The sequence below is a fragment of the Lactobacillus johnsonii genome, from assembly GCF_014058685.1.
Classification (GTDB): Bacteria; Bacillota; Bacilli; order Lactobacillales; family Lactobacillaceae; genus Lactobacillus.
Genome location: NZ_CP059055.1, coordinates 1,472,216 through 1,496,050 on the forward strand (window position 1 = coordinate 1,472,216; position 23,835 = coordinate 1,496,050).

Annotated in this window: 25 protein-coding genes, 1 pseudogene and 1 other annotated feature; of the genes and pseudogenes, 3 read left to right on the forward strand and 23 right to left on the reverse strand. The window is 34.1% G+C overall.

Translation table 11 applies throughout. The annotated features are described in order from the left end of the window. Positions 1-4 precede the first annotated feature (4 nt). The 7 genes from H0I41_RS07015 to H0I41_RS07045 are packed head-to-tail and all read right to left on the reverse strand — an operon-like array spanning position 5 to position 4,927. Positions 5-550 (reverse strand): DUF177 domain-containing protein, encoded by a 546-nt coding sequence (locus H0I41_RS07015; protein ID WP_011162326.1) that lies wholly within the window; start codon positions 548-550, stop codon positions 5-7. Beyond that, positions 550-1,707: a nucleotidyltransferase gene (locus H0I41_RS07020; protein ID WP_135014312.1), complete on the reverse strand. Its 1,158-nt coding sequence runs from the start codon at positions 1,705-1,707 to the stop codon at positions 550-552. Before H0I41_RS07020 ends, H0I41_RS07015 begins: the two co-directional genes overlap by 1 nt. Before the next feature lie 10 nt (positions 1,708-1,717). Beyond that, positions 1,718-2,065 (reverse strand): ribosome silencing factor, encoded by a 348-nt coding sequence (gene rsfS / locus H0I41_RS07025; protein WP_004897785.1) that lies wholly within the window; start codon positions 2,063-2,065, stop codon positions 1,718-1,720. A 22-nt stretch (positions 2,066-2,087) separates the two neighbouring features. Continuing rightward, on the reverse strand, positions 2,088-2,684 hold the full coding sequence (gene yqeK, locus H0I41_RS07030; protein WP_135014311.1) for a bis(5'-nucleosyl)-tetraphosphatase (symmetrical) YqeK: 597 nt from the start codon (positions 2,682-2,684) through the stop codon (positions 2,088-2,090). After that, entirely contained in the window at positions 2,677-3,303 is a 627-nt protein-coding gene (locus H0I41_RS07035) for a nicotinate-nucleotide adenylyltransferase (protein ID WP_135014310.1), read from the reverse strand. Before H0I41_RS07035 ends, yqeK begins: the two co-directional genes overlap by 8 nt. Next, positions 3,303-4,412 (reverse strand): ribosome biogenesis GTPase YqeH, encoded by a 1,110-nt coding sequence (gene yqeH / locus H0I41_RS07040; RefSeq protein ID WP_011162329.1) that lies wholly within the window; start codon positions 4,410-4,412, stop codon positions 3,303-3,305. The genes H0I41_RS07035 and yqeH overlap by 1 nt, the downstream gene beginning before the upstream one ends. Then, positions 4,409-4,927 carry a YqeG family HAD IIIA-type phosphatase gene (locus H0I41_RS07045; RefSeq protein WP_135014309.1) on the reverse strand — a complete coding sequence of 173 codons (519 nt, stop codon included), beginning with the start codon at positions 4,925-4,927 and terminating at the stop codon, positions 4,409-4,411. The genes yqeH and H0I41_RS07045 overlap by 4 nt, the downstream gene beginning before the upstream one ends. Before the next feature lie 161 nt (positions 4,928-5,088). On the opposite strand from H0I41_RS07045, the gene add reads away from it, so the two are divergent. Beyond that, entirely contained in the window at positions 5,089-6,090 is a 1,002-nt protein-coding gene (gene add, locus H0I41_RS07050) for an adenosine deaminase (protein WP_011162331.1), read from the forward strand. 47 nt (positions 6,091-6,137) lie between these two features. Here add and rplT read toward each other — a convergent pair whose 3' ends face one another. From rplT to polA, 13 genes are all read right to left on the reverse strand, one after another. Then, a complete protein-coding gene (gene rplT / locus H0I41_RS07055) occupies positions 6,138-6,494 on the reverse strand; it encodes a 50S ribosomal protein L20 (RefSeq protein ID WP_011162332.1) in 357 nt (118 codons plus the stop codon). Positions 6,495-6,526: 32 nt separating this feature from the next. After that, on the reverse strand, positions 6,527-6,727 hold the full coding sequence (gene rpmI / locus H0I41_RS07060; RefSeq protein ID WP_003646917.1) for a 50S ribosomal protein L35: 201 nt from the start codon (positions 6,725-6,727) through the stop codon (positions 6,527-6,529). Positions 6,728-6,745: 18 nt separating this feature from the next. Beyond that, positions 6,746-7,264 (reverse strand): translation initiation factor IF-3, encoded by a 519-nt coding sequence (gene infC / locus H0I41_RS07065; protein WP_004893676.1) that lies wholly within the window; start codon positions 7,262-7,264, stop codon positions 6,746-6,748. 38 nt (positions 7,265-7,302) lie between these two features. Next, positions 7,303-7,415, reverse strand: a sequence feature (ribosomal protein L20 leader region). A gap of 63 nt (positions 7,416-7,478) precedes the next feature. After that, positions 7,479-8,720 (reverse strand): CPBP family intramembrane glutamic endopeptidase, encoded by a 1,242-nt coding sequence (locus H0I41_RS07070; protein ID WP_011162333.1) that lies wholly within the window; start codon positions 8,718-8,720, stop codon positions 7,479-7,481. A gap of 207 nt (positions 8,721-8,927) precedes the next feature. Continuing rightward, the gene (locus H0I41_RS07075; protein ID WP_004897792.1) at positions 8,928-9,359 is read right to left on the reverse strand and encodes a DUF3021 domain-containing protein; all 432 of its coding nucleotides are present in this window, start codon (positions 9,357-9,359) and stop codon (positions 8,928-8,930) included. Beyond that, a complete protein-coding gene (locus H0I41_RS07080) occupies positions 9,356-9,790 on the reverse strand; it encodes a LytTR family DNA-binding domain-containing protein (protein WP_004897793.1) in 435 nt (144 codons plus the stop codon). The genes H0I41_RS07075 and H0I41_RS07080 overlap by 4 nt, the downstream gene beginning before the upstream one ends. A gap of 170 nt (positions 9,791-9,960) precedes the next feature. Continuing rightward, entirely contained in the window at positions 9,961-11,892 is a 1,932-nt protein-coding gene (gene thrS / locus H0I41_RS07085; protein WP_135014308.1) for a threonine--tRNA ligase, read from the reverse strand. A gap of 280 nt (positions 11,893-12,172) precedes the next feature. After that, positions 12,173-13,072: a primosomal protein DnaI gene (gene dnaI / locus H0I41_RS07090; RefSeq protein ID WP_086875083.1), complete on the reverse strand. Its 900-nt coding sequence runs from the start codon at positions 13,070-13,072 to the stop codon at positions 12,173-12,175. A gap of 14 nt (positions 13,073-13,086) precedes the next feature. Continuing rightward, entirely contained in the window at positions 13,087-14,430 is a 1,344-nt protein-coding gene (locus tag H0I41_RS07095) for a DnaD domain protein (protein ID WP_135014307.1), read from the reverse strand. A 7-nt stretch (positions 14,431-14,437) separates the two neighbouring features. After that, positions 14,438-14,902 (reverse strand): transcriptional regulator NrdR, encoded by a 465-nt coding sequence (gene nrdR / locus H0I41_RS07100; protein ID WP_011162337.1) that lies wholly within the window; start codon positions 14,900-14,902, stop codon positions 14,438-14,440. Between the two features lie 4 nt (positions 14,903-14,906). Continuing rightward, the gene (gene coaE / locus H0I41_RS07105) at positions 14,907-15,503 is read right to left on the reverse strand and encodes a dephospho-CoA kinase (RefSeq protein ID WP_023599847.1); all 597 of its coding nucleotides are present in this window, start codon (positions 15,501-15,503) and stop codon (positions 14,907-14,909) included. Continuing rightward, positions 15,500-16,330, reverse strand: coding sequence for a DNA-formamidopyrimidine glycosylase (mutM, locus tag H0I41_RS07110; RefSeq protein WP_135014306.1), 831 nt, complete (start codon positions 16,328-16,330; stop codon positions 15,500-15,502). The genes coaE and mutM overlap by 4 nt, the downstream gene beginning before the upstream one ends. A gap of 19 nt (positions 16,331-16,349) precedes the next feature. After that, entirely contained in the window at positions 16,350-19,010 is a 2,661-nt protein-coding gene (gene polA / locus H0I41_RS07115) for a DNA polymerase I (RefSeq protein WP_135014305.1), read from the reverse strand. 271 nt (positions 19,011-19,281) lie between these two features. On the opposite strand from polA, the pseudogene deoC reads away from it, so the two are divergent. Beyond that, positions 19,282-19,737, forward strand: a pseudogene (deoC, locus tag H0I41_RS07120) (deoxyribose-phosphate aldolase); the annotation flags it as partial. Next, positions 19,738-20,451: a GntR family transcriptional regulator gene (locus tag H0I41_RS07125; RefSeq protein ID WP_135014304.1), complete on the forward strand. Its 714-nt coding sequence runs from the start codon at positions 19,738-19,740 to the stop codon at positions 20,449-20,451. Positions 20,452-20,524: 73 nt separating this feature from the next. Here H0I41_RS07125 and murC read toward each other — a convergent pair whose 3' ends face one another. The 3 genes from murC to ytpR form a co-directional block, all read right to left on the reverse strand. Further along, on the reverse strand, positions 20,525-21,838 hold the full coding sequence (gene murC / locus H0I41_RS07130; RefSeq protein WP_094497723.1) for a UDP-N-acetylmuramate--L-alanine ligase: 1,314 nt from the start codon (positions 21,836-21,838) through the stop codon (positions 20,525-20,527). A 584-nt stretch (positions 21,839-22,422) separates the two neighbouring features. Continuing rightward, positions 22,423-23,061: a copper homeostasis protein CutC gene (locus H0I41_RS07135; protein WP_135014303.1), complete on the reverse strand. Its 639-nt coding sequence runs from the start codon at positions 23,059-23,061 to the stop codon at positions 22,423-22,425. A 111-nt stretch (positions 23,062-23,172) separates the two neighbouring features. Next, positions 23,173-23,820, reverse strand: coding sequence for a YtpR family tRNA-binding protein (gene ytpR / locus H0I41_RS07140; protein ID WP_053107633.1), 648 nt, complete (start codon positions 23,818-23,820; stop codon positions 23,173-23,175). Positions 23,821-23,835 lie beyond the last annotated feature (15 nt).

Here is a 23,835-nt window from a genome sequence, read left to right on the forward strand (position 1 = left end):
TTTATTACTTGTTTTTTTCATCTTTAAATAAATCCTTAAGCTTAGCAAAAGCAGGATTTTCTTTATTAGATTGCTGTTCTTGATAAGCTTCTTGAGAAACAACCTTCCAGCCCTCTCCTTCAGGAAAGTCTCCTTTAGCTTCTTCTTCAGGAGTCAAGATCACTGATGGTAAGCTTAAAAGCAAGTTATCTTCTACAGCCTTTTGAAGATCAATTGTATCGTCTTTAACAGTTACAATTGTATCTTCTTCATCAAGCTGTTCTTGAGTTGGTTCAACTTCACTATAGTTCTCAGTAAAGTTGAATTTTTGATGCATTTTTACTGGTTTTAAGCTACGAGTTGAAGGTGCCACAACATCTGCTTCGACAGTAAAGTTACCAGTAACAAAAGGTTCATCATAGAAGAGGTCACCGGTAACATGAACATTCTTTGCATCTTCCAGTAATTCTTTACTTCTATCAAAAAACTCTTTACTTAACTCAACGTTCTCATCAACATGAGTTAATGGATTACGACTATTTTTAATTTGCGAATATGAAAACTTTAACATTATTTTACCTCGATTGGTTTACGACCAAAATTTTGATCTTCACCTATAATTTGTTCAAAAAGCCGATCCACTTTTACTTGTAAACCTAAAGTTCCACTTGCAGCATTTTTCTTATCAACTTTTGAAATAATCGGCACTTGAACATCTTTTCTAATTTTCTTAAGATAATTTCTTCCTCGACTACTGTAACCTAACAGTAGGGTTGAAACATCTTGATAAGAATCCTTTATTTCGTTCTCAGTGACATTTAAAAGCGTGTAAAGACATAATCTTCTTAAACGAGCATAAGTATATCGCTTAGACTTAATTTGCCGCAAAAATGAAGTAAAATCTTCTGCAGTATGAATTTCTTCCTTCATTTTGTATTCTAGTCCTTCACTCATTTGATAAATTGACTGCAATTCTTCTAAACTTGCACTTTCAATTCGATACTTCAAAAAGCTAAATAAAAGATTCCAGTTCGGATAAACTTTTTGACTTTCTAAACTTACTAATTCTCCTTTAGGAAGATATTTTTTTAATTCAGATAAGTCATTGGGATGATGCAAACAATAATTTCTAATAGCCGTAGCTGAGGAAACTATTTTATCTTGTAAAAGTGGATCATCGTGTCCACTTCCTACTCTTGTTATAGGATGTAAATGAAGTGGATTCTTTAATTGTTCACTTGCAACTGCATAAGCAACAGCTAACATCATGTTAGGTTGATTTACTTCATGCCCCACTTCTCTAGCAACCATTTCATTATATTGAGTAGCATAAGTTTGAGTGTAGTCTCGAAAGTCCATCCGATTCTTGGGAATTTGATTTATTTTTTGACCCAAATAAGAGAAATTTAAATTCGCATCCTCTACTCCAAAAAATAATTCTGACACTCCCAAATCACTCAACATTTTAATACTACCATTAGCAAAAATATCAGCTGGCTGCACAGCAAAAGAAAATGGTAGTTCGAATACCAAATCGGCTCCAGAAGCTAAAGCTGCCTTTGCTCTTTGCCACTTATCCATAATCGCCATTTGTCCACGTTGAACATAATTACCTGACATTACAACAATTATTGGATCATTTTTAGCTGCTAAGCGGGCTTGATTCATTAAAAACTCATGGCCACTATGAAAAGGATTATATTCGGCTCCAATGCCAATTACACTCATACTCTTACCTTTAGTCTAAGTTTAATTCTAGTTTCTTACCATTGCTCCAAAGCTTTTCTAAGCCATAAAAGTCTCGGGCATCTTCAGTAAATACATTTACAACTACATCTCCCATATCTACCAAGAGCCAGTTAGAATCACGCGTTCCTTCAATACGGTAGTCTTCTTTTCCATGTTCATGGATCTTATCAATAATACTGTTAACGATGGCATGAAGTTGACGGTTTGAGCCAGCTGTTGTTACAACGTAGTAATCCGCTAAAATACTAATTCCTTGCATATCATATGCTTCAGTATCTTCACCATGTCTTTCATCGATTGCTTCTACAGTTAAATCTAATAATTTCTTACTATCCAATTTTATTTTTCCTTTCAAAATTCTAATCCTTTACTGCCCATTTATTGTAAGCAGCAAATGTCTTAGGATAAATCTTTTTTATATTAGTTATTAAAAAATCAAGTGTGTGGGCTAATTCAAAGCCTACCCCATCATCTAAGTTAGCAAAAGCTACTTTTCTTGCTTCTTCTACGCCAGGAAAGTCACGACCTGGTTCAATAAAATCTGCTACAAAGACAATTTTATCTAGCGTGGTCATTTCTACATCAGCAGTAGTATGACGCTTAATAGCAGTTAAAATTTCTGGATCAGTTATCTTTAATTCCTTTTCAATAAAATATGATCCCACAATTCCATGCCAAATAGCTCGATTATAATTAAGTAAATCTGGATCAAAATGCTGTTCCTTAATCACTTCAATAAATCGGGCAGGAGAGACTTGTTTTGCATAATCATGGATAAATCCTGCTAAAGCTGCCTTATCAGGATCATAATTATTAAGTTCAGCTAACTTACGACTAGTTTCACTTACACCAATACAATGCTTAAATCTCTTTTCATCCATGTTGCTTTTTTCTTTGGCAACAATTTCATCAGAAGTTAACGGGGAATATGTTTTAACAAAATTAATTTCAGTCACTATATAAGCCTCTTGATTTAATATATAAGCGTACACTTTCCGGTACTAAATACCGAATAGAATTACCGGTAGCTATATTTTGACGAATTAAGGAAGATGAAATATCTAAATTAGGTGCATCAACCCAAATCATTGGAAACTTGGGATTTTGCGGATAATTTGGTCTCCTAACGCCAACCAAAGTAGATAAAAGTGCTATAGTCTCTGGTTCGCGCCAATTTTCAAAGTCGTTTACTTCGTCACTACCCATAATTAAGTAATATTGATTACGTGGGGCTCTCTTCTTTAAGTAACGTAAAGTATCAACCATGTATGATGTTCCACCACGCATTATTTCAAAAAGCTTAACATGAAAGTGTGGATTATCATGTGTAGCCAATTCAAGCATTGCACACCGATCTTTAGTGCTTATATTTCCCGCTATTTTTTTATGTGGCGGCGTATTATTTGGGATAAACCATATTTCATCTAAATGAAGCTTTTTTCTAACTTGCTCAGCCATTGATAAGTGAGCTAAATGAACTGGGTTAAAAGTTCCTCCCATAATTCCAATTTGTTGGGCAGAACTCGTAACCGGTTCAAATTGTACTTGTGGTTTTTCTTTTACAACACATTGCATTATATTAACGCTCTTCTAATTCCTAAACCAATTCCTTCTGGTGTATAAGCTTTTACTACAACATTAGCAGGTGTGGTAATAAACCCAACTCCACCAAATAAAATATCGCTTTTTTCTTTTGGTGAAAAAGTTTGGCCTTTTAACGGTCCGAGATTATCTTCTTTACTTGGTGGGAGTAATAAATCATCTTTATGTTTTTCATAAAATACATCTGCATTTTCAGTCTTTGTTCTGTGTACATAAAGGTCGCGTGCAACATAAATTGTAAATCCAGCAGATGGACCATCTACATAGTCAAAACGTCCTAATCCAGCTAAAAAGATTGTCTGTCCAGGCAAAAGTTGGTAGGTTGCTGGCTTCAATGGCTTCTTTGGTTCAACAACTTCAAGTTCTTTTCCACTTAAATGACTAGCCAATTGATTGGCATTCAAAATTCCGGGTGTGTCAATTAAATAATGGCCATTGGAAAGTGGAATTTTAATTTCATCTAATGTTGTCCCAGGGAATTTAGAGGTAGTAATGACATCCTTTAAATCACTGTTCATATTGATAATCGCGTTGATTAACGTGGATTTTCCAACATTGGTTGTTCCAACAAAATAGATATCTTTCTTTTCGCCTTTTTTAGCTAAAAATGCCATCAACTCATCTAAATTTTTCTTTTTAGCAGCTGAAACCAAAAATATTTTTTCTGGCTTTAAGCCATTTCGATTAGCTTCTTGGCGCATCCAATCTTTAATTTTGGATTCTTTAGAATTTTTTGGAAATAAATCTACTTTATTACCAACTAAAATATATTCATTGCCACCAATAAATCGCTTAATTGAAGAAATTAAGGAGTTACTAAAATCAAATAAGTCAACCACATTAACGACTAATGCTTTCTTTTGACTAATTGAGTTAAGTAAAGCCAAGAAATCGTCGTTATTTTCTTCGACTGGCATAATTTCATTATAGTGTCTTAATCTAAAACACCGCTGACAATACACCTCATTATCATCACTCTCTAGTGCCTTTTTTAAGGCAGAAGATGGTAAATAGCCCGACTTTTTAGGGTCTTGATCTTGTAATATACTTCCACAACCAATACAACGTAATTCTTCACTCATTCTAATTTCTCCTTAAAAACTACAGGTTTTCTTAAATTCAAAAAGAAAAAGATAAATTTCTCAAAGAAGCGGTTGATCCTTGTATTCCACTTATCAGTTTCAACTAATGGTTTTACTAAAACTGTAGTTACACCAGCTAGATTTCCAGCCTGTATGTCAGTAATCAACTGGTCTCCTACCATTAAAACTTGATCCTTTTTTAGATTCAAGGCTTTTAATTCCTTATTAATACCGATGGGCAAAGGCTTGCGTGCTTTTGCAATAAAAGAAATATGGTATGGATTCAGAACTTTTCCAATTCGCTCTGCATTATTATTTGAAATAACAACTAAACGAATTCCGTCTTTAGCCAGCCGTTGATTAAGTTCATCCATTTCAACAGCTGTCTCTGCTTTATTCCAAGCAAGCAATGTATTATCCAAATCGCTAAACACAGCTTTAATTCCCATCTTCTTTAACTGTTTTGGATCTAAATGATAGATAGTATCTATTGTATAACGAGGTCTAAATAACATTAAAAAATCTCCACTTTTTTCTCATATCTATAGTATCAGAAATCTTTAATCTTTAGAAACATTTGATGATTGAAAAATTAAATTTTACTTTTCTTTGACAGAAAAGATGGTAAAATGGTAACAATTTATCTCTCTACCGTATTACATAAAGGAGTTAAATTATGAAAAATTTTATCGATCTCCATCTACATTTAGATGGTTCTTTGCCATACCCTACGGTTAAAAAATTAATGAAAATTCACAACTTTTCAAGTTTAACTGAAGCACAACTCAAAGAAAAGCTATCTGTCTCTAAAAATTGCATTGATTTACAAGAGTATCTAACTAAGTTCGATTTTCCTCTACTATTTTTGCAAACTAAGAAAGATCTAGAAACAGCGATTTTTGATCTTTTAAAAAATTTGCGTTCTCAAGGACTAGTCTACACAGAAATTCGATTTGCTCCTCAGTTTCACACTCAAAAAAAGCTCACTCAAGAAGGAGCAATTAGATCCTGCATTTCAGGACTAAAAAAATTTTATCAGTGGCAAGATGCGCAACAAGACAATTCCTACCCTCTACATGCAAATTTAATTCTTTGTCTCATGCGTTTACCACATCGGGACCAAGAAAATAATTTAACTGTCAAGTTGGCCGCTAAATATAGTTCCCAACATGTTGTTGGACTTGACTTAGCTGGTCCAGAAGGTCCGATTCCTAATAAAGCTTTTAGTTCATTCTTTGAAGACGCAAAAGAAATGCATGTTCCATTTACAATTCACGCAGGAGAAGCAGCTGGCCCTGAATCAATGCAAGAAGCATTAGATTTAGGCACTAAAAGAATTGGGCATGGAATTCGCTGTTTAGAAAGTGAGCAAATGGTTCAATATTTAGTTGACCATAATATCACTCTTGAGTGTTGTGCCACTTCTAATCTCAACACCAAAATTTTTAAGAAAATTGATTCCTATCCTTTAAAAACTCTTCTTTCAAAAAAGATAAAAGCAACACTAAATTGCGACAATATGACTGTTTCAAATACTAACTTACCTAAGGAATTTAAATTACTTGAATCAAAAACCGGTCTTACTAAATTAGACGAACATCAATTATTATTAAATTCTATTAACGCTGCTTTTGCTTCTGATCAAGAAAAGAATCGCTTATTGACCATATTTAGCTAAAATTGAGAAAAAAATGCTCCGCCTAAGCGGAGCATTTTTTAATATTCTTAGTTCAAAGCTTTCTTAGCAGCATCTGCTAAATCAGCAAAAGTCTTTTCATCGTTGTAAGCAATGTCAGCTAACATCTTACGGTTCATGTCAATACCAGCTACTTTCAAGCCGTGCATTAACTTAGAGTATGAAAGACCATTTTGTCTTGCAGCAGCGTTGATACGAGCAATCCATAATTTTCTGAATTCGCTCTTACGCTTCTTACGGTCACGGAAAGCATATTTACGAGAAACAAATACTTGAGTACTTGCTGCTTTAAATTGTAAGTGTTTTGAGCCACGGTAACCCTTGGCTAACTTCATGATCTTCTTACGACGAGCGCGTGTTACGGTTCCACCTTTAGTTCTTGGCATCTAAAATTCCTCCTCAAAAAGTCTTCTAATAATTAACGCATTTGGGAAAGCATCTGTTTGATGCGCTTTAAGTCACTTGCTGAAACCATAGCAGCTTTTCTCAAATGACGACGTTGTTTCTTAGTCTTACCGTGGAAACGGTGTCCAGTGTAAGCATGGTGACGCTTTAAACCACCATTAGCAGTTCTCTTGAAACGCTTTGCTGAAGCGCGGTGTGTTTTTTGCTTTGGCATATCTATTCCTCCAATTAACTACTTTTTCTTTTTATCTTTCTCACTTAATGGAGCAAGCATTAAGAACATTGAACGGCCTTCCATCTTTGGCTTAGTAACTACATTAGATAAGTCACTAGCTTCGTCAGCCATCTTTTCTAAGACCTGTTTACCTAACTCCTTGTGAGTAATTGCCCGGCCTCTAAAGCGAATAGAAACTCTAACTTTAGCGCCCTTGGTCAAGAATTTACGAACATGCTTTAACTTGGTGTCAAAGTCATTTCCTTCGATTGTTGGACTTAAACGAATTTCTTTGACAGCCATAACCTTTTGATTCTTACGGTTTTCTTTGGCTTTCTTTTGTTGTTCAAAACGGAATTTACCGTAGTCCATAATTCTAGCAACAGGTGGCTTAGCATTAGGAGAAAGCAAAACCAAATCAAGGTCAGCGTCAGCTGCTTTACGTAAAGCTTCATTCTTGGATACAACACCAACTTGTTGGCCATCAACGCCAATTAAACGAACTTCACGAGCACGAATATCTTCGTTTAAGATCATATTTCTTGGTATGAGTATTCACCTCCACGTTAATTTCGAGGACAAGAAAAAAGCGGGCAAAGTTAACGCCCGCTTTTAATCAACAGATATTATCGATCAGCCCAGAGGTAATATTAACTTAGGCGAGAAGCGGGAGCTTCTTCTTGTTCTCAACTTCTAAATTATACCATCTAATTAATTTACGTCAAGAACTAATTAAATGCAACTATTCTTTTTAGTGCCGATTAAACTCTGGTGATAAATTCATCAATCGATCAGCATTTTCTTCTAACACCTCTCGCCTTTTACCATACATCATCCAAACTGTAACAGCTAATGGAACTAAGACCATTAGAACTTCAGAGATATAATCTGTAGCCCAACTATTGAATTGCCAGCCTGCAGAATTCCAACCACTTTGCAGGTTTGCAAGGTAATCCATCAAGAAGTGAAAAATCATTGGGAGCCAAAGTTTCCCACTATAAAGGTAAAGCACGGCCCATAAAAAACCACTTTCCATTACTCCAATTACTTGAGCAATTGTAGCTTCAAAGGTTTCACCATTCCAACCAACGTTTCCTAGATGAGATAATCCAAAAAGAAGCGCAGACCCATAGATAGCTATTGGTACACGCAAATTTCGATATTGATTAAAGCCAGCAAGCAGAATTATAATAGCCAAATATCTTTCAGTTTCTTCAAAAATGCCTGGTTCTAAAGCAGCTGTAAAGCTTGCAATAGTAAAATATTTTTTCTGCAAATCAATTGAATACCTAAAAAATGCAGTCCATATTTGCTTATCGTAATTAATAAAGGCATTGTAAAACACATCAATAAATGCAAACAATACTAGTAATAATAAGACTGAATATTGAAAATTTCTGCTTTTTACAAACTTCAAATTAGGATTAAAGTGAAACCCCCATGCTTTTCCTAAAAAGCAAGCTAAAATTAATAAAGCAAACGCTGCAACTACGCCTTGGCTAGTAATTGAATGAAGCCACGGTAAATTTTTGCCAATCTTTAACAAAGAATCAGGTCCATACTGTGTTCCTAGGAGACCAACTCCTATTAAACGTAAAAACCAATTCTTTAAGCTACCCGCAAACAAAATTGCGAGGGGTAATAATAAAACTAAGTAGCTCATCCAGAGTAAAAGAACCCACAGAATTTCCAGCTGAGGGACATTTTTTAAGAAATAATTACCTATTTCTACCCACACGCTTGGGAATAAAGTACTTAGACCAAATAAATTTAGCCATCTTACAATTTCAAAAATTATTCCATTCTGTCTATTTACCCTTTGATTATAGAAATTAAGTCCAAGAACAATTATAAAAAAAGCTCCTTGAATTAAATTTCCTACACTATTTTTATTTTGGAAAATAACCTCTAAAAGCATCCAGATAAGTGCAATTAATAATTGCACATCAAAAATTTGTTGCCATCTTTTATGTGACAAAGTAAAATCCTTCATTCTATTCCTCCAGTTAGTTATCTAGTTTTTTTATTATAATGATCTCTCAATTTTTTTAAAGATATTTCATGCATAATAAAAAGAACTCATCTGCTGTGAGTTCTTAAAAACTAATCAAATTTTACTTTAGTCTAAAATTACAACTTAAAATTTCGTTCTCTATTTAGATATATCAGCACCGTCTTCATTTATTTCTTAACTCTGCTTTTACTCTTTATTTTTCTTCAATTGAATATTGATTTGTCTCACTTCATTCCACAAGTGAAAAAAGTAAACTCCATATGCAAGAGCATACATCAGAATAAAGTTTCCGATAATAATGGCTAACTGCTTTTCCATAACTGTTAAGCCATCTACAAAGAAATTAAATACTAACCAAGCAGTTAAGCAAACAAAAAAATTAATGATAATCTGCTTTCTTAATGACCAACTATCATTGTTAAAAATCCAACCCGCTAAATAAAAAAAGATTCCAATTAAAAAAGATTCTAATATCCAAAATAAAAAATCTGAGATTTTAAGTGTACTATTAGCTAAATTGTTCCAGGAAGACTGCAGAAGAATCTGAACAACTATCCAAGTCATCCCTATTCCAATTCCAATTAAACCACTTACTAATAATTGAACAACCTTTTTCATAATCCTAACCTCTCTTTCAAAACTTTAATCTTTCTTCTTGCAACTTGAATGCGTAAGCCATTTTCTAAAATTGCATCAATATTTCCGCTACTAACAATTTCTAAATGATTTATAGAATGATAGTTGACAATCGAACTTCTGGAAGTAGTAACAAAATCATTAGGTAGAAGTTTTTCCACTTGATACAATCTTCCTCTAAAAATGTAAACATCTCTTTCTGTACAAATCATTGTTTTTTCATTCTCAACTTGAATAGCAAAAATCTGTGAAAACTCGATCATATAAGCATCTCTATTTTTGTAGCCCCAAAGAAAATCTTGCTTTGATGTTAATTCATTCGTGATTCGCTTTATTTTGCTAGTCATCCTTTTCAACCAAAATTCAACTTTTTCTTCTGGTAGATTAGGATCAATCTTAAACTCAACTTTCATTAATTTCCCTCCTTACTTGGTTATTAAGTATAGTTATTTACCGCTTGAAAACCAGAGATTTTCGGTAAATGGTCTTAATCTAACGGTGAATGGTCATTTTTCTATACAAAAAATCCGCTAGGATCTTCTCTTTTCCCTAGCGGATTTTTATTATCTATCAATTATCAAAATTATTTTTCTCTTGAGTATGACTTAACATCTGCATCAATTTCAGCAATAAAGTCATCTAAACTCTTAGAAATTTGTTCTTCAGTACCGTAGCGACGAACATTAACACCGTTTGCGTTCATTTCTTCATCACCAAGAACTAAAGTGTAAGGAACCTTTTGAGTTTGTGATTCACGAATCTTGTAGCCAAGTTTTTCATTTCTGTGGTCTACTTCTGCTCTAAATCCGCGCTTAGCTAATTCGGCACGAACTTTATCAGCATATTCACCGTGAGCTTCTTCATTAACTGGAATAATTTCAGCCTGAACTGGAGCAAGCCAAGTTGGGAATGCACCCTTGTAAATTTCAGTTAAGTAAGCGATGAATCTTTCCATAGTACCAACAATACCACGGTGAATCATAACTGGACGGTGTTCTTCACCATCTTGACCAACATAAGTTAAGCCAAATCTTTCTGGAAGCATGAAGTCAAGTTGAATAGTTGACATAGTTTCATCATTACCTAAAGCGGTCTTAGTTTGAATATCAAGCTTAGGACCGTAGAATGCAGCTTCACCTTCAGCTTCAACGTAGTCAAGGCCAAGGTCATCCATAGCTGCTTTAAGCATTGATTGAGATGTTTCCCACATTTCATCGTTTGCGTAGTACTTATCAGTGTTCTTTGGATCACGGTAAGAAAGTCTGAAGTAGTAATCAGTAATGTCAAAGTCCTTATAAACATCCATGATCAACTTCAAAACTTTAGCAAATTCTTCTCTAATTTGATCAAGTGCTACAAAAGTGTGTCCGTCGTTCAAAGTCATTTCACGTACACGTTGCAAACCTGACAAAGCACCTGATTTTTCGTATCTGTGCATCATACCTAATTCAGCAATACGAATTGGTAATTCACGGTATGAGCGAATGTGGTGCTTATAGATTTGAATATGTGATGGGCAGTTCATTGGACGAAGTTCAAGCATTTCGCCATCACCCATATCCATTGGTGGGAACATATCATCACGATAGTGTGCCCAGTGACCAGAAGTCCTGTAAGCATCTACGTTCATTAATACTGGAGTATAAACGTGTTCATAGCCATCAGCTACTTCTTTATCAACGATGTATCTTTCAACAACACGACGAATAGTAGCACCCTTTGGCATCCAGTAAGGAAGACCCGCACCAACTTTAGGATCAACAAAGAATAAGTCTAGGTCTCTACCGATAGTTCTGTGGTCTCTTTCTTTAATTTCAGCACGACGCTTCAAGTCTTCATCTAAAGCAGCCTTCTTGAAGAATGCAGTACCAAAAATTCTTTGAAGCATTGGGTTGGAAGATTTACCTAACCAGTATGCACCGGCAACTGACAAAAGCTTAAAGTTCTTGATTTTACCAGTATTTGGTAATAAAGCATCAAAGCCAAAGTCAACAAAGTCACCTAACTTGTAAACTGCAACTTCGTCTTCTTCATCTTTCAAAAGATCCAATTTGAATTGGTCATCCTTAAAGATTTCTTCCAATTCACTCTTCTTCATTGAAGTATATTCAATCTTTTCACCATTCTTAATGGCTCTTTGCATTGCTTTTTCAAGTTCTGGTAATTCAGTAACCTTAATTTGATCTTCTTTATCAGTATCTACGAAGAAACCACCTTCGTCAGCTTCGTGCATTCCCAAACGTAATTCTGGGTATTTGCGCTTTGCAACAGCTTCAAGTAAGAATGCTGCAGTAGCACGTAAAATGTCTAAGCCTTCTTCATCTTTATCGGTAATAATAGCTGCTTCTACATCTTCATCAACGATGTAATCTAAAGGCTTCATTACCCCATTAATCTTTGCACCAACAGCAGCTTTTCCTAGAGAAGTAGCAATTGAAGATGCTAATTCCTTAACAGAAACTGCCTTATCAAAATCTTTCTTAGAGCCGTCTGGCAAAGTTACAGAAAAACTCATAAATTTTTACCTCCAAATAAAAAATCCCAGCACTAAAAACAGTGCTGGGACGTTAAAATACGTGGTTCCACCCGAAATTCGAATTAATTATAAAATTAATTCCTCTAAAGGTCGTTAATGGTACCTAGCCAAATATAAAAATTTCAGGAATGAAATTGGGGTTTTCTTCTAATCAGGAGCTTCCAGAACTAGGCTCCTGTCTCTGAAGTGAAGAAAATCATGTCTTTCATTGACTTTCATTATACTAGCTCATCAAATAGATGCAAGTAAAATTTTAAAATTAATTTCGACGATTTTTGCCACCAACAAAAACTTCTTTACTCAAAAAACGAACTCGTTCCATCAAACGTCTTGCCTTAACTTCATCAACGCTATTTCTAGTTTTGGCAAAATGTTCATTTAAACCATCCATTGTCATATTCGAACTGAAAAAAGTTGGTAAAACATTATCCATTCGCTTTTGTAAAATTACACCTAATACATCGTCTCGTGACCATTCACTTAACGTCTCTGCTCCAATATCATCAAAAATCAAAACCGGAGCTGAAGCAATGCGATCAATCTCATCGTTTAAACTATTATCTTGGAAATGACTTCCTAAACTAGCAATAAAAGAAGGGACATGTAGAAAAACTACTCTACTTCCTTGTCGTGCTATTGAATTTGTAAGTCCAGCTAAAATATATGTTTTCCCTACACCAAAATCACCTGTTAGATATAACCCCTTAGTATGTTTATTTTTCTTAAAACTAGCAAGAAATATTCCTACTTCATCTAACACATCATCACGTTCAGGAGTCGCATCAACGTTTTCTAATTCAACATGACGAAGTTTAGCAGGTAAATCAATCAGTTCAATTCTATTTTCTGCACGTTTTTTAGCTTCTGAATTCAGTTTTGCTTCAGTAGGGACATAGGTAATATCAATTACTTTTCCATTAAGAAAAAGTTTAGGTGTATATCCCTCCATCACCGGATTTGGTGACTCAATTTGTTCAACATAGGTGAAAATTGTAGGAAGGGATGCCTGGACAATTTCTTTATTCAATCTTTCTTTATTCTGTGCAAGAAAGGCTTGAACTTTTGGATGCTTTATTGCTGTTTTAGCAATTTTTTTGCTATCTTCACCTAATTTGCGTTTCTTTATAATTCGTGTAATTACTTCAGAAATATCTTCCACCAGTACAACACTTCCTATTCATTTTTACCAAATTCGCGAAAAATTTTATTTCTTTCTTCTGTAGATAACCGCCTTTTTTTTGTTTGATTCTGCTTTTCATATTTTGACCAGTCAGTAAGCTTATGGACAGTCTTTTTAGGCGTCCTATAATATTGCTTTTGGTTACGCTTATTCTTACGTTCCTTAAGATATGCGATTGCTTCAGTTGGCGTAGTAATTCCCTTTTGAAGCCAATCATTAGCAATTCGATCTGCTAAATTATTAGTCAAGACCGCATCATATTCAAAACAAGTATGAACTATTAGATTAATTAAAGGCGGTGTTAAACCCATCTGATCCTGCAAACGATAAATAACTTTCTTTTCATTAGCAGTTACATATCCGCCCTTTTTTTCTTTTAATTCATATAGGTAATCAGTAGGAGGTTTACTATCCACTGCTCGAATCAACTCTGCATCTGCTGTTGACAAGTTCTTAATTGCTTTATCGGCATCCTTAGGCTTTTGCTGCAACTGTTTTCTAACCATTTCCTTATTTCGATTAAGGCCAAAGTTTTCGTTAACAGCATTTTGAATTGCATACATATTTAATTTATCTGTGCCTGCCGACATAGTAATTAAAGAGGTTTCCACAAATTCTTGTTCTGTTAAGTGATAAAAATCAATAATTTGCTTAATTTCTACCTGATGCTTTAAAACTTCTTCTTTATCAATATGATAACTTGCAAATAGATCGACCAAAAAACTCCAATCAATCTTCACAGGCTCATTTCCTAGCTTTATTTCACCTTTATTATCTTTAGGAACTTCACGTGCTGCTTCTTTAACTTCGATAGGAGCGTCAATTGCACTCTCAGCACTTAGATGAAATACGTCAAAAAATCCACTAGTAACCTCTTTGGCATCCTTTAGGCCAATAAAAGTGCGCGGCGTGAATTTTTTTACCAAGCGATTAAAAGTTACACTTCCTACTCGTTCAAGTAATAAACTAGACAACAGAAAGGTATGAAAAAATTCACCAGCCGAGGGAACATTTTCTACTTCAAAAATTAACGTTTCTCCTAAAACAGGATTTGATCCTATAAAAGTCTTAATCAACCCTGTTGCTTCTAAATGATGTAGAGTGGAAAATAAATCCTCTAGTTTTAGATTTGTCTGGTCTTGAAGTTGATACAAAGTTTTATAATCTTTGGCAAACGGAACTTCATCAAACTCCTTAGTCAAAGTTATATACAATCCTACTCCTTGTATGCCTACAAGGGGTTCAAATAGAGTAGTTAAGACCCTTATATTTTCTTCACTAACAGCTACTTGATTAGCCACATAAAAAGGCTGTTTAGGATCAGCACTTTCAAACACCGGCTACCTACTCCTTATCATGCTTAGCCATCATATCTTCCATGGCTTCCATAAATCCTGAAACATCTTTAAATTGACGGTAAATACTTGCAAAGCGAATATAAGCAACATCATCTAAATTTGCTAGCTCTTTCATCACTAGATTACCAATATCTTTAGATGAAATTTCATTAAGACCTTGCTTACGAATTTCATTTTCTACATGGTCAACTAAAGCATCAAGTTGTTCACTTGAAATTGGTCTCTTTTGTGCGGCCATCATTACCCCATGTAAAATTTTATCGCGATTAAATGCTTCACGGGTTCCGTCATTTTTAACTACTAATAAAGGTGAACGTTCTACTCTTTCAAAAGTTGTAAAACGAAAACCACAATTTTCACATTCTCTACGTCTTCTAATTGCTCTATTTTCATCACTTGGACGAGAATCAATTACTCTTGAAGCATTTTTATGACAGTTTGGACATTCCATTTTTTTACCTGCCTATCTCTTGTAATAAATCAGATAATTTTTTCTCTAAGTCATCTATTGTACCAGTATTAGCTACTACATAGGTAGCCCTTTTTTCTTTTTCACTTAACGGCATTTGATTATTTATTCTAGCTATAGCTTCTTTTTTAGTGAAGGCATTTCGTTTCATTAAACGTTCAATCTGCAATTCTGGTGTAATAGAAATAACCAAAACACCATTACATAAACTTTCAAAGCCAGATTCAAACAGCAAAGGCACATCGATTACAACTAATTTTTCTTGATTTGCACGATATCGTGCCATTTGTTGTTTAATTTCTTGGTGGACAAGTGGATGTGTTAACTCATTAAGTTTTTTCAACTTAGCTTTATCGTTAAAAACTATTCCACCTAACTTACGACGATTGATCGTTTGATCATCATTAAGAATATCGGTACCAAAATAATCTACTACTGCTTTGTAGCCATTTTGCCCAATCTCCATTATTTTATGAGCAATCAAGTCTGAATCAATAATTGGAATTTTTTTCTTTTTAAAAAATTCATCAGCTGTACTTTTGCCACTAGCAATTCCACCAGTTAAACCTAAAAAATATGTCATTTGTATAACACCTGACAATGCGTACAGAAAGTAGTGCCGCGTCCATTTACTTTAATTTTCTCTAGAATAGTGCCGCAATTATTACACTCTTCACCCGCATGACCGTAAACCTGGAGCATATTTTGGTAACCACCTATATCACCATTAGCGTCCAAATAAGTATGTACCGTAGTACCACGCTCTTTAGTTGCAACAGTAATCGTATGATTTATATTGTGATATAAATCTACTATTTTGTCAGCAGGAATTGACTTCGCACTACTTAAGGGATGAATTTTACTCTGCCACAACACTTCATCAACATAAATATTTCCTAAACCGCAAACTACGGTTTGATCTAAAAGAGTATTCTTAATATTTTTCTTCTTTCGACTTAGAGCATTAATAAAGTATTCTACACTAAACTCTTCCGTATTTGGTTCAGGGCCAAGGTGCCGAATTCCAGTTGTCTGCTTCTCTGTTCCAGTTTCTACTAGATGCATTCTTCCGAATTTACGTACATCAGCATAGCGCAGAGCAGTTCCATCAGTAAAAACAAATTCCACATGCTCGTGCTTTCCTTTAGGATGATCAGGAGTCACTAAATGATATTTTCCTTCCATTCGTAAATGGGAAACCATAGTCAGGTCATCGCTAAATCTAAATAGTAAATACTTGCCATAACGATCAATTTTCAAAATTTTTTTATTCGTTAATTTTTCAACGAATTCGTCAGGATTATTAACTATAATCTTTGGATACCAAATAATAATTTTAGCAATTGTCTTTCCTTTAACTAAAGGAGTTAGCGTTCTTCTAACTGTCTCTACTTCTGGCATTTCTGGCATTGTCTCACCTACTTACTGTTTATTTTGCATCGTACCAATTATGTCCCCAATTTGAATCTGCAATTAGTGGAACATCTAATTTGACAGCTGACTGCATAACCTCTGGAACAATTTTCTTAATTGTATCTAATTCATCTTTTGGCACATCAAAAATCAATTCATCGTGTACTTGTAAGACCATTTTAGTCTTTAAATGTAGTTCATCAAGTTTTTTCTGCATATTAATCATGGCAATCTTAATAATATCAGCTGCTGATCCTTGAATTGGAGAATTAATTGCAGTTCTTTCCGCAAAACTTCTGACATTGAAGTTCTTTGAATGAATATCTGGTAAATACCGTCTTCTATGCATAATTGTTTCTGCATAGCCATTCTCACGAGCTTTTTTAATTGCTTCATCCATATAATTTTTAATTTGAGGATATTGTTCAAAGTAATTTTCAATAAAAGTTTTAGCCTGCTTACGGCTAATGCCTAAGTTTTTAGACAAGCCATAGTCTGAAATACCATAAACGATACCAAAATTAACAGCTTTAGCATGTCTACGCATTAATGGCGTTACTTCATCAGGTGAGTCCAAGTGGAATATTTTCATTGCGGTGTGGGCGTGAATATCATAGCCTGACTTAAATGCTTCTTGCATATGTTCATCCCCAGAAACATGAGCTAGCACTCTTAGTTCAACCTGAGAATAATCACAAGAGAAAATATACCCATCTTTTGTTGAAGGAACAAAAGCTTTTCTAATCTGCTTTCCTTCCTCAGTTTTAGTTGGAATATTTTGTAAATTAGGATCAACTGAAGAAAGACGACCTGTTGTAGTCAAAGTCTGCAAATAGCGAGTGTGAATTCTTCCATCTGGCTGAATGCAGTCAAGCAAGCCCTTAACATAAGTGTTTTGAATTTTAGCAATTTGACGATAGTCCAAAATTTCTGAAACAATTGGACTTTTCATTTTTAATTGCTCTAATACTTCAACAGATGTTGAGTAACCAGTCTTAGTCTTCTTAATTGGTGGTAAACCTAATTTTTCAAATAGGATATGCCCCAACTGCTTAGGTGAGTTCAAGTTGAATTCTTCGCCAGCCTGTTGATAAATCTTATGTTCTAGTTCTTGTAACTTAACTGCAAAATCATTACCTAATTGATTCAAAACGGATGCTTCAACCTTGATTCCAGTAATTTCCATCTTTGCTAAGACGAAAGCCACTGGAATTTCAATTGTTTCATATAAATCATCTTGTTCATGATCTTTTAGTTTTTCAAGAAGTGGAGTCTTTAATTTCTCAATTACGGCAACTTTAGCTGCTAAATGTTCAAAGAATTCATTATCGTCAGGTACAGCTTGTTTTTTACCTTTTCCGTAAACTTCTAAATCAGTCTTTACAGAATAATCGTCATATAAATGAGCTACTTCTCCAAGATCATTCGAGTTGTTTTCATTATTAACTAAATATGAAGCAAGAAGCATATCATAATCTAGACCTTCTGCCTTGATATCTAGTCGATGTAAACCTACATACGTTCTTTTAATGTCAAAAACATTCTTCTTGATAGTCTTATCTTCTAGCATTTGACGAAGTGAATTTTCTTGCAACAAAACTGGATCTTTAGATACATAAATCTTATTACCAACTTTTAAAGAAAAGCCTTCAATTGGAGCTAGATGATAATTATCACCTAACATTGCTAAATAAAAAGTTACTTCTTTTTCACTGATTTTATCTAGCTCAATGATATTTTCTTTAGTTAACTCAAGATATTCATACTTTTCCGTTTCTGGTGTGTTACTAGTTGTACCATTAACATCTAACTCAGCTAAGAATTTCTTAAATCCTAAACGCTCATATAAATTACGCAAGTCTTCAATATTTGGTTCTTGTAATTTAGTGTCGGCCAGAGTTACTTCCACTGGCGAATCCCGATCAATAGTAGCTAACTTTTTAGCTAAAAAGGCCTTATCTTTATCATTAATTAAGTTCTCTTTTAGCTTAGACTTTTTCATTTCGTCTACATGTTCATAAAGTTCTTCAATAGAACCATATTTTTGAATTAGACGAGAAGCAGTTTTTGGGCCGACCTTAGTTACACCAGGATAATTATCTGAACTATCCCCCATCAAAGCTTTCATGTCAATGAATTCAGTTGGAGTAACACCGTTAACTTCTTTCATATGGGCTGGAGTATAAGCTTCTGTATCGCCAACTCCGTTTTTAGTAATTAAGACTGTGGTTTTATCAGATGCAAGCTGAGTTAAATCTCTATCTCCAGTCACAATATCAACTGTATATCCAGCATCTTCTCCCATCTTAGAAAGTGTTCCAATAATATCATCAGCTTCATAATTCTTTAGCTCATAACTCTTTATTCCTAAGTCTTTAAGCATTTCACGAATTACAGGAAGTTGCTCTGACAATTCACTCGGTGTTTTTTGGCGACCACCTTTATAATCTTGATACATCTCAGTTCTAAAAGTAACTTTTCCTGCATCAAAAGCAACTAATACATTAGTTGGATTAGTCTGCTTTATGATTGCGTCAAGCATATTTTTAAAAGTAAAAATTGCATTTGTATGCAATCCATCTGGACTAGTAAAACGATCAAGCTGACGGTATAAAGCATAAAAGGCACGAAAGGCCACAGAGTTGCCGTCAATTAAAAGTAATTTCTTTTGTGCCATATTTTTCTCCTTAAATAAAAAACTGTCAAATTAGTCTCTTAACTATTTTAACAGTTTTTCTTCTATGATTTAATTATCTACTTTGCTTTAGTTTGCTCTCAAGTTAATTCTTTACCACTATAAAGAAAAAAGGAATCACATCTCTGCTATATGTGATTCCTATGATGAATGCTTAAGTAAAAAATAATTATTAGGGGAATATTTTTACTTAGATTCTACTTTTTTCGTGAAAATAGTTACTTTTTGTTGATAATCATCTATCAACAAATTTAAAAATGGTGCTAATGAAATTGACTATGTAATTAATATTACTGAATTAAAAAATAAGAATTATGCTTATATTAAAGCAGAAATAGAGCAAATGGTTAATATTTGTCACAAATATCATGTGCCATGTAAAGTGATTTTTGAAAATTGTTACCTAACCAAGGAAGAAATCAAAAAATTAGCAGAAATTGCGAAAGAAATTAAACCTGATTTCATTAAAACTTCTACAGGCTTCGGCCCATCTGGAGCAAAGGTTGAAGATGTAAAATTAATGAAGTCAATCGTTGGAGACAACGTAAAGGTCAAAGCAGCTGGTGGCATTAGAAATAGTGATGATTTCTTAGCAATGGTAAGAGCCGGTGCAGACCGTATTGGCTGTAGTGCTGGTGTTAAAATAATTGAAGCTCTTAAACAGCGGATGCAAGATGACAACGTAACTACAATTGAGATTAATAGATAAATGACTGAAGCAAAATATAAAAAAATTGAAGCTATTTTAAAACAAAGAATTATCGATCAAACCTATCCTCTTAATAGTTTATTGCCAAAAGAAATTGAACTAGCTGCCGAATTCAACACAAGTCGCCCAACAATTAACCATGCAATTCACAATCTTGTTCAACAAGGATTCTTAGAGCAACGTAAACGATTAGGTACTATTGTTAAAAGAAACAAGATTGCACAAGAATTTACTCATGTAATACAAAGTTACAATCAAGAAATGGATGATAAGGGATTAAAAGCGAGAACTAAAATGATTTCTTTTGAGGAAATTGATCCTACTTCAGAAATACAAAGTGCCTTAAACTTATCTCCTTCTGACTCAGTCTTTAAATTAGTTAGACTAAGATATGTAGATACGGCTCCAATTGTTGAAGTAACTACTTATATTCCTACTAAACTTGTTCCAGATCTAAATAAAATAGATTTTTCACAAGCATCCTTATACGATGAACTTAGGAAAAGAAATTTACCGGTCACCCATGTCACAAGAAAATTAGAAGTGAAACAAGCTTCTTCAACTATATCGAAAACTTTAAAAATTAAAGAAAATGATCCTGTTTTTTATTTTCATAGTTATGGATATACAAAAAAGGATCAAAAAATAGAATACTCAATTGCCACTTATCGTGGAGATTTGAACTCGTTTATTATTGATCTTAATCTTAACTAAAAAGGATTGATTAAATCTTTTACTTTACTGCAAAAGTCTAATCAATCCTTTTATCATATTTCAAAATATTTAATTAAAGTAACTTTTCATAAGCATCTTCATACTTAGGAATATCACCAGCACCCATAAATACAACAACTGCATTCTTGTGCTTAGTTAAATCAGCGATGTTGTCTAAATCAATTACTTCTGAACCAGGAATATTATTTACTAAATCCTCACTTGAAATATCTCCACTTGCTTCACGAGCAGATGCATAGATAGGAGTAACATATGCTTTATCAACATCACGCAAAATTTCTTCAAAGTCCTTTTGGTATTTCTTAGTTCTTGAGAAAGTATGTGGTTGGAAAACTACCACTAATTCTTTATCTGGGAATTTTTGACGAGCAGCTTGAATAGTTGCACGCATTTCTGTTGGGTGGTGAGCATAATCATCAATTACGGAAACATCCCCAAAATCTTTTTCGGCAAAACGTCTTTTTGCACCCTTGAAAGTAAGTAGACCTTCCTTAATATCATCCATTGGAACTTTTTCAGTATAAGCAACTGCAATTACAGCAGTAGTGTTTAAAATGCTATGATCACCGAATAAGTGAATCTCAAAGCGACCAAGGTCTTTTCCATGTGCTAAAACATTAAATTTAGAGCCAGTAGTTGTCTTTTCAATATTAACTGCTTGAAAATCATCAGTGTCCTTGAAACCATAAGTATACTTAGGAATATCAGTCTTTAAGCTTTGCAAGCGCTTATCATCTCCCCAAACAAAGAGAGCCTTCTTAGTTTGATCAGCTGCAGTTTGAAAAGCACTAGTGTAATCATCTTGATCCTTAAAGTAATCAGGGTGATCAAAGTCAATGTTAGTCATAATTTGGTAATCTGGATGATATGCCAAGAAGTGACGACGGTATTCATCAGCTTCATAAACAAAGAAACGTGAGTCCTCTACTCCTTTACCGCGACCATCACCAATTAAGTATGATGTAGGAGCTACTTCACCTAAAACATGAGACAAGAGACTAGTTGTTGAAGTCTTACCGTGAGTACCGGATACCCCAATTGAAGTATGCATCTGTACAATTTCTTCAACTGTATCAGGGTAGCTTTGCCATTCAACATTTTTGTCTAAACATGCTGCTACTTCAGGATTATCTTGTTTAAAAGCATTCCCTTTAACAATTACTTGTTCTGCATTGCTCTTAATATTGGCCGGATCAAAATTTTTTACTTCAATACCAGCTTTTTCAAGAGGTACCTGAGTAAACGTATATTTTTCAATATCTGAACCTGCAACGTTATAACCTAGGTCATGTAAAACTAGAGCTAGGGATGCCATACCAGTTCCTTTAATACCAATGAACCAAATTTGTTTATTTTTGTCTAACATATTATTAATATCTCCATAGTTTATGCCAAAATATTCGCTTTAATTCTACCATTTTTAGCACAAAAAAAGAACATAACCCAGCGTTATGTTCTAATTAGAAAGTAGTTAGCTCATCCTCACTCCCTACTTTCTTTAATATTTATTAATCTGTAATAAACTATTTATCGAACCCTAAAATATTACGTCGTCTTAGATCATCAATCCACGCCATCAGCATTCTTATGTAGGTGATAACCCAAAATGGTAATCATCAAAAAAACTCCGCATATCTTTTATACTTGGCCGATAAGTGAGGCTATACCCCCCCCCAGAATTTCTGGAGGATTGGCTAGTATTTTGTACATATTGCACTTCATCATTACTATCTTGCTCCATTATTTTATTCACCATATATATCAAATAAAAAAACATTATTCTTACAGTTTTACTATATCACTTATGATGATTAAATAACATAATAAAGATAGGTATTATTCATAATTTTATGTTTATAGGTTAATAGCTTCAATTTATTAACACAATAGATAATTCCTTTTCTGTTATATGGCTTATCAAAAGAAGTTTAAAATTACACCAGCTTAATTTTAACCTAATAGCTTAGTGCCATGAACCTGTTTTATTTTTATTTGTTCAACAATTTTATTTATATTTGCCTTAGTAATTCCGCCACCAGGCAAAATTTCTATCTTATTTTTTGCCTGTTTGACTACTTCCTTTAAATGATCAAGTGTATGGGAGATTGGTTGATTTAATGGGCCACTATGAGTAAGAATACGCTTAACTCTATTTTGGGATAACCAATCAATGGCTTCTTTTTGTTCAGCATGTGTTAATTCATCAAATGCCATGTGCATCACCACTTCTAAGTCTCCAGCATGCGCTACTGAAAGCAATCTATTCATTGCCCTCTTATCTAAATGTTTTTCCCTAGTTAAACACCCGAAAGTAACCCCATCGACATTTAGTAAGCTGCATATTTGAATATCATTAATCATTATCTCTAGTTCATCCTCGTTATAGACAAAATTTCCACCACGAGGTCTAATCATTACAATTACGGGAACATCATGTTTATGTGCATACTCAACAGTCTTTTTAATTACGCCAAAAGAAGGTGTCGTCCCACCTACAGATAAGTCATTATTTAGTTCTATTCGATTAGCACCACGTTCAATCATCAAAGGTACGTTAGTAAAATTTTCGACACATACTTCTTTAATCAAAATTTATGTTTTTCTCCAATCTAAGATTGCTTCTACACCATAACTTACGACAAAACCCGAAATTCAGTTGAATTCCGGGTTTTATAATCGTTATTACTTAAGAGTATTATTTTAAAGACTAATTTGACCGCTAGCTAATAATTCATCACACTTAGTTGGTTCAAATTCATCGCCAGCTTTAAAGTCGTCAGGAACAACCATAATACCACGCTTTTGAGGAGCATGTGCTAAGCCTAATTCGCGTGCTGAACAAATCATACCGTATGAATCAACACCACGAAGTGCACCTGGCCAAATTTGTTGACCATTTGGCATTAAAGTACCAGGAAGTGCCACAACTACCATTTGGCCTTGAGCAATATTTGGAGCACCACAAACGATTTGATGTTCTTCACCATTCCCCACATCCACAGTAGTTACATGTAAGTGATCTGAATCTGGGTGTGCTTCACAAGTCTTAACGTAACCATAAACAAGAGTTGGCTTGCCAATTTCTAGCTTAGTATCAAAACCAGCTTCAGCAATTTTCTTGTTTAAAGCATCAACTAATTCTTGTGTTGGTTTAACTTCACCATTTGGTAACTTATCGTAGTCTAAAAAGCTACTTACGTTAAAGAAATTAAATCCAATAACTTCTCCATCCTCATTTTCAACTCTTGTAACTTGATTTTTTTCTGTGAATTTACTACGACCTTTATCTTGGTCCAAAATCACAATTAAAGTATCAGGGTAACTTGTTTTATTGGTAGAAATAATCATTTCTAGTAAATTTCC

Bases quoted from the DNA above. Each gene is read 5' to 3' on its own strand.
- H0I41_RS07015 (WP_011162326.1), bottom strand. From the start codon at position 550: ATGTTAAAGTTTTCATATTCGCAAATTAAAAATAGTCGTAATCCATTA.
- H0I41_RS07020 (WP_135014312.1), bottom strand. From the start codon at position 1,707: ATGAGTGTAATTGGCATTGGAGCCGAATATAATCCTTTTCATAGTGGC.
- H0I41_RS07035 (WP_135014310.1), bottom strand. From the start codon at position 3,303: ATGCAATGTGTTGTAAAAGAAAAACCACAAGTACAATTTGAACCGGTT.
- yqeH (WP_011162329.1), bottom strand. From the start codon at position 4,412: ATGAGTGAAGAATTACGTTGTATTGGTTGTGGAAGTATATTACAAGAT.
- H0I41_RS07045 (WP_135014309.1), bottom strand. From the start codon at position 4,927: ATGTTATTTAGACCTCGTTATACAATAGATACTATCTATCATTTAGAT.
- add (WP_011162331.1), top strand. From the start codon at position 5,089: ATGAAAAATTTTATCGATCTCCATCTACATTTAGATGGTTCTTTGCCA.
- rplT (WP_011162332.1), bottom strand. From the start codon at position 6,494: ATGCCAAGAACTAAAGGTGGAACCGTAACACGCGCTCGTCGTAAGAAG.
- rpmI (WP_003646917.1), bottom strand. From the start codon at position 6,727: ATGCCAAAGCAAAAAACACACCGCGCTTCAGCAAAGCGTTTCAAGAGA.
- infC (WP_004893676.1), bottom strand. From the start codon at position 7,264: ATGATCTTAAACGAAGATATTCGTGCTCGTGAAGTTCGTTTAATTGGC.
- H0I41_RS07070 (WP_011162333.1), bottom strand. From the start codon at position 8,720: ATGAAGGATTTTACTTTGTCACATAAAAGATGGCAACAAATTTTTGAT.
- H0I41_RS07075 (WP_004897792.1), bottom strand. From the start codon at position 9,359: ATGAAAAAGGTTGTTCAATTATTAGTAAGTGGTTTAATTGGAATTGGA.
- H0I41_RS07080 (WP_004897793.1), bottom strand. From the start codon at position 9,790: ATGAAAGTTGAGTTTAAGATTGATCCTAATCTACCAGAAGAAAAAGTT.
- thrS (WP_135014308.1), bottom strand. From the start codon at position 11,892: ATGAGTTTTTCTGTAACTTTGCCAGACGGCTCTAAGAAAGATTTTGAT.
- nrdR (WP_011162337.1), bottom strand. From the start codon at position 14,902: ATGGAATGTCCAAACTGTCATAAAAATGCTTCAAGAGTAATTGATTCT.
- coaE (WP_023599847.1), bottom strand. From the start codon at position 15,503: ATGACATATTTTTTAGGTTTAACTGGTGGAATTGCTAGTGGCAAAAGT.
- mutM (WP_135014306.1), bottom strand. From the start codon at position 16,330: ATGCCAGAAATGCCAGAAGTAGAGACAGTTAGAAGAACGCTAACTCCT.
- polA (WP_135014305.1), bottom strand. From the start codon at position 19,010: ATGGCACAAAAGAAATTACTTTTAATTGACGGCAACTCTGTGGCCTTT.
- H0I41_RS07125 (WP_135014304.1), top strand. From the start codon at position 19,738: ATGACTGAAGCAAAATATAAAAAAATTGAAGCTATTTTAAAACAAAGA.
- murC (WP_094497723.1), bottom strand. From the start codon at position 21,838: ATGTTAGACAAAAATAAACAAATTTGGTTCATTGGTATTAAAGGAACT.
- ytpR (WP_053107633.1), bottom strand. From the start codon at position 23,820: ATGATTATTTCTACCAATAAAACAAGTTACCCTGATACTTTAATTGTG.